Here is a 4,564-nt window from a genome sequence, read left to right on the forward strand (position 1 = left end):
ACTCCATCTTAAAAATGATTATATTTTTCATCAAAAAATCCTCTATTTTATGTCACTGCTTAAACTAAATAGTCTAATAGTAAATTGTACCTAGAATTCATAAAATTCATTAGAAACGTATTCTAACTCGCCATAAGCTCTAAGAGAATAGCCTATCAATTGGGCAAATTGCTCTTGGTCTTTCTGTTCAAACTCAGACATATCGAGATTGTTAAGATTTATACTGCTATTTTCTATTAGATGCTTAACTATTGAATTAGACTTAAAGCGAGCAAGCTTTTGTCCATTATCTTCTATCGGTTGCATGGGATGGGACAACATAATCTATCTCCTTTAATTTAAGTTGGTCTCGTATCAGTAATGGTGTGCTTAGAGTAATCCTTGAAATACCTCAAAGATCTTCCAAACTCTTTATTATATATGTTACTCTCTTTTCTATTTAATTTCAAGGATTACTATAAAGAAATCATGTATAGTAGAATTATATATCATCTAATAATTCTCTTGCTTGAGTAAAGCTTTTCTTAGATGCAAAGATATAAAATTCTGACGACTCCTTATCAGAATGACCAAGAATTATTGATATCGTATCAAAGGCAACTCCTCTTGAATGGAGATAGGTTGCAAACGACCTTCTAAGACCGTGTGTGTCCAAGTTCGTTATATCAATACCAACTTCTTTGGCTTTTGCAAATACTCTCTTCACGAGATCGTATATGGTGTTATCCGCATACTGTTTATTGTCTCTATTGTAGAATAAGTATTTACATTCAGTTTCTCTAGCTGCAAGATATGCTTCGTATTCTTTTTTTATTAGATCATAACTTACATGAGCAAATCTATCAATATCATTTTTCCCATGTATATACAGCTTTAAATACTTTTTATGTTTAATCTTTTTAAAACTCACATCTTTATCAAACTCTATATTTCTAAGTTCATTTGCTCTTAGTCCTGTAAAGCAAAAAATCTTTAACATTAAATTTGGCAGCATTGGATTAGGGTGCTTGCTTTTGAATCCACTAATACTCTTGATAAATTTTACAAAATCATCCGGCTCAAGATATTTAATCGATTTTTTAGGACTTAGATTAACAGGTGCTTTTGCTCTCTTACCTACAGGAGTAATCCCTATGTCAAAAATGAAATCATCGCTAGAGATGGAATACTTGTCTATAAATTTAAAAAGACTTTTGATGTGTGTAAAATAGCTTTTTTGAGTGTGATCTTTATATTTCGCATATTCTATACTTACATAATTATATAAAATATTTGTGTTGACATCTCTAATAGATTTTAACTTCTTTAGTTTGATTAAATAATTATACAAATGAATAGTAGGTACGCTAAACGTAGAAAGCTTCTTTAAACCATTATTTCTAACTTCAAATGTTGCAGCTTGAAACTCTTCTATACTCTCGGTATCAAGTATTTTATTTTGCCATTCTTTTCTATCAAAAAAGATTTCATCCTTTGCTTGATTTTTCTTTGGTTTCTTATCAGTGTATCCATTATCTACTTTTTGAATGGCCACTTTGTTGGATATAAAATGCTTAACCCATAAAAGTAAATCTTTTGCCAGATCATCAAAATGTATTAATTGTTCTTTAATCATCCATTTTGCCTTTATTTACTAATTCATCAAATAATTTATCTGCACGATAATATTGAGAAGCATAAAAAGAAGACTCACTCATACTTTTAAGTAATTTTATAAGATTAATAAATTTAAAAATACTATTTAATTTTTCGATTTTTATTTGACCAATCTTACCGAAACCTTTTATAAACTTCTTTTCCCCTTTTATATAGCAACGCATCTCTAATTTTTTGTCAAAATTTATTGCTATTTGCTCACTAATGCTTCTCGCTCTTATATCTAAGTTTGTTAAAAAAAGAGAATCCATCTCATCAATAAAGACGATAAGAGAATCTATCTTCTTTTCCAAGAGCAGTTCTTTTTTTAATAATGCTATTTCATCTAGTATATATTTCTTGTCGTGCAAAATGATTTTTTGTATCTCTTTATCTATAGACATTTTCTGTTTCCTTAAAGCGTACCAATTAGTACGCTAAATTATAACTAAAATTTTATTAAAAATATAGCGTACCAATTAGTACGCTATATAATATTCATTTGCCTTATTTCTAGCATCTCCCCATCTTCTTGTATATTCTTAAATGTATAATATATTGCTCTCTCTGGGTCAGGATATGCAGGGTCGGGCGTAATAAATAATGTTTTAAATCCGTTTTCATTAATATATTCACGAATAAGATCTTGGTTTTTACTTTGTAACTTCGATATTTCATCAATAATTAAAAAGAATGGACTCTCTTTTGAGATTGTTTTAACATACCTACTTAAGATAGACATTGCAATTGCTACTTTAAGTAAAATATTCCCGCCGGAAGAACTTTCATTTTTAATATTAAGTTTGTTTTCTACCTTTTTACCGTTTTCTATATATGACATTGATAAATCAATTGTATCAAATAGGTTAATTGCACCACTTGAACCTTTCTTTTTTATCTCCTCCAAGATATCTTGGATGTCTCTTATATTTTCAACAGACTTTGGAATATCTTGGTAAAACAATGATTTACTTGAGTATAAATTCACTGTGTCTTTCGTCTTCTTAGACAAATCTTGCAGTAAAGAGGCAATAGAGTTGTTTCTAGCCTTAGAACTATCTGTTATTAAGCGAATCTCTTTGATGACACCAAAGTCAGCATGTGAGAGGGTTTTGTTCATTGAAGATTTTGCTTTTTCAAACCGACTTTCTAAGTCGTCAAAACTTTGTAGCTTCCCTGGTATGGTGCTGCGTAAAAATGTACTAAAGTCATTATGATTTTGTTTTTTTATACTTTCATATTTATTTTTTTCAAAATTTTCCAGTTCACCTAAACTATCCATTATATTCTCAAGCTCTGCAATACTCTCTGTCTCTCCAAAGCCGTCCAAATTTAAATTGAGTTCTATTAAAGAGTGAGGCTCTAATTTTTTGAGCCTATCTATACAACCTCTTAACTTAGATTTTTTGTTTCCATATTCTCTAAGTGTGTTTTCATATGCAATAATTAAGTCAATTAACATCTCCTCGGTAGCAATTTTATCTTCAGATATATCAAGGTCCAGTTCTTTAATTTTATTTAGTCCTTGATTGTATTTTGTTAGCATTTTTTCTACAATTGCTTTTTTAATATTTAGTTCGCTAGTTCTTTCAGCAATTAGCTTACCTAGCCTCTTAATCATTTCTTTTCTGTTTGCACTAATCTTTTCTTTTTTTGTTAACTCTGCTTGAATTGAAGGCAATTGAGTAATCATTGGTTTTGTATCTTCATACTCTTTTAAATATCTCTTAGCATCACTTGATTTAAAAAAAGCTTCTTTTAGTGTTCCAATTTCTTTTGATAGCTCATCTATCATCTCATCTTCACTCATTGATTCCATGCTTGCTTTTAAATCTTCAATCTTATTTTCTTCAATCTTTATTACATCTTGAGCTTTTTTTGTTTCACTCTTTTTAAGCAGGTCAATATTAAAATTCCTGTTATTTGCACTTTTAGTAATCTTTTCACGCTTATTTGTTTTATTCATTTTTATATCATTATTACATGTATTTACTCTTGTGTTGAATTCATCAAGCTCTTTGTATATCTTCTCTCTTTTATTTTTATATTTATCGCTGATTGATATTAACTCACCCTTGAGTTCTTCTATTAATGCACTTATTATATGTGAGTTTTTTTCTTCCTCTGCTACTAAGTTTACTTTTTCATCTATTGCATTTTCTATCTCTTTATCACATACTTCTAAGTCAGATAACAATCTATTTTTTTTCTCATCAAGTTTTCCTATTTCATTTCTATAAACTTCTTTGGAATTTTTTAAGATCTCATTTTTTTCAGTTTTATATCTTTTAATTATTTCTAGTGCTTCATCTTTGGTCGGTATAGTATCAAGAGCATCAACATTAATTTTAAATCCTAGTGGATTCTTACTATCTATTACTTCAGGGTGCAATTCACTACATGACATCTTCAGTAGATTTTTGTCAATAATGGGATATATTTCTTTTTCCCAACCGTCTATCTCATCAGACAAGAACTCATTAAAGCTGTTCTCTATTGGATAAGCTATTGCTCTTGCATTAAGAATATTTTCGTTTAAATCTCTTCTTCTAGAAGCTAAGATTTTAGCATTGCTTTCTCGAAGACTTAAGTACCTCTCCTCATGCTTGCGACATTTAGATGCATGTTCAACTCTGTTGCTCTGAAGTGTTTTTAGCTTTTTTTCTAAAGAAAAAATAGCTTTTATTTTCACTTCTTTTTGAGCTTCAATCAGTTTTATTTTGCCTTCATAGCTACCTTTGCTAATCTCTTTTTGTTCTAATATCTCTAGATCTATTTTGTTTTCATTGTATTTTAGTGTCTTAATGAAGTTTTCAAGTTCTTTCAACTTACCTTTTAACTCATCTTCAAATTTCTCATACTCTGCATCTATTTCCAAAGCTTCATTCTCATGGCTTGAGTTTTCAAGCTCACTCAAGTTGTAGAACTG

The 4,564-nt window shown here is 29.5% G+C and carries 4 protein-coding genes; all 4 read right to left on the reverse strand.

From position 1 onward, the window contains the following. Positions 1 to 90 precede the first annotated feature (90 nt). Complete coding sequence (locus QZZ48_RS14180) at positions 91 to 321, reverse strand: hypothetical protein (protein ID WP_294966909.1); 231 nt, start codon at positions 319 to 321, stop codon at positions 91 to 93. Positions 322 to 481: 160 nt separating this feature from the next. Further along, entirely contained in the window at positions 482 to 1,615 is a 1,134-nt protein-coding gene (locus QZZ48_RS14185) for a tyrosine-type recombinase/integrase (protein WP_294966910.1), read from the reverse strand. Then, positions 1,608 to 2,039, reverse strand: a complete 432-nt coding sequence (locus tag QZZ48_RS14190) for a hypothetical protein (RefSeq protein ID WP_294966911.1) — start codon at positions 2,037 to 2,039, stop codon at positions 1,608 to 1,610. Before QZZ48_RS14190 ends, QZZ48_RS14185 begins: the two co-directional genes overlap by 8 nt. An 83-nt stretch (positions 2,040 to 2,122) precedes the next feature. Continuing rightward, on the reverse strand, positions 2,123 to 4,564 hold a 2,442-nt coding region (locus QZZ48_RS14195; protein WP_294966912.1), incomplete at its 5' end, for a hypothetical protein.

Source organism: Sulfurimonas sp. (assembly GCF_016744025.1).
GTDB lineage: Bacteria > Campylobacterota > Campylobacteria > Campylobacterales > Sulfurimonadaceae > Sulfurimonas.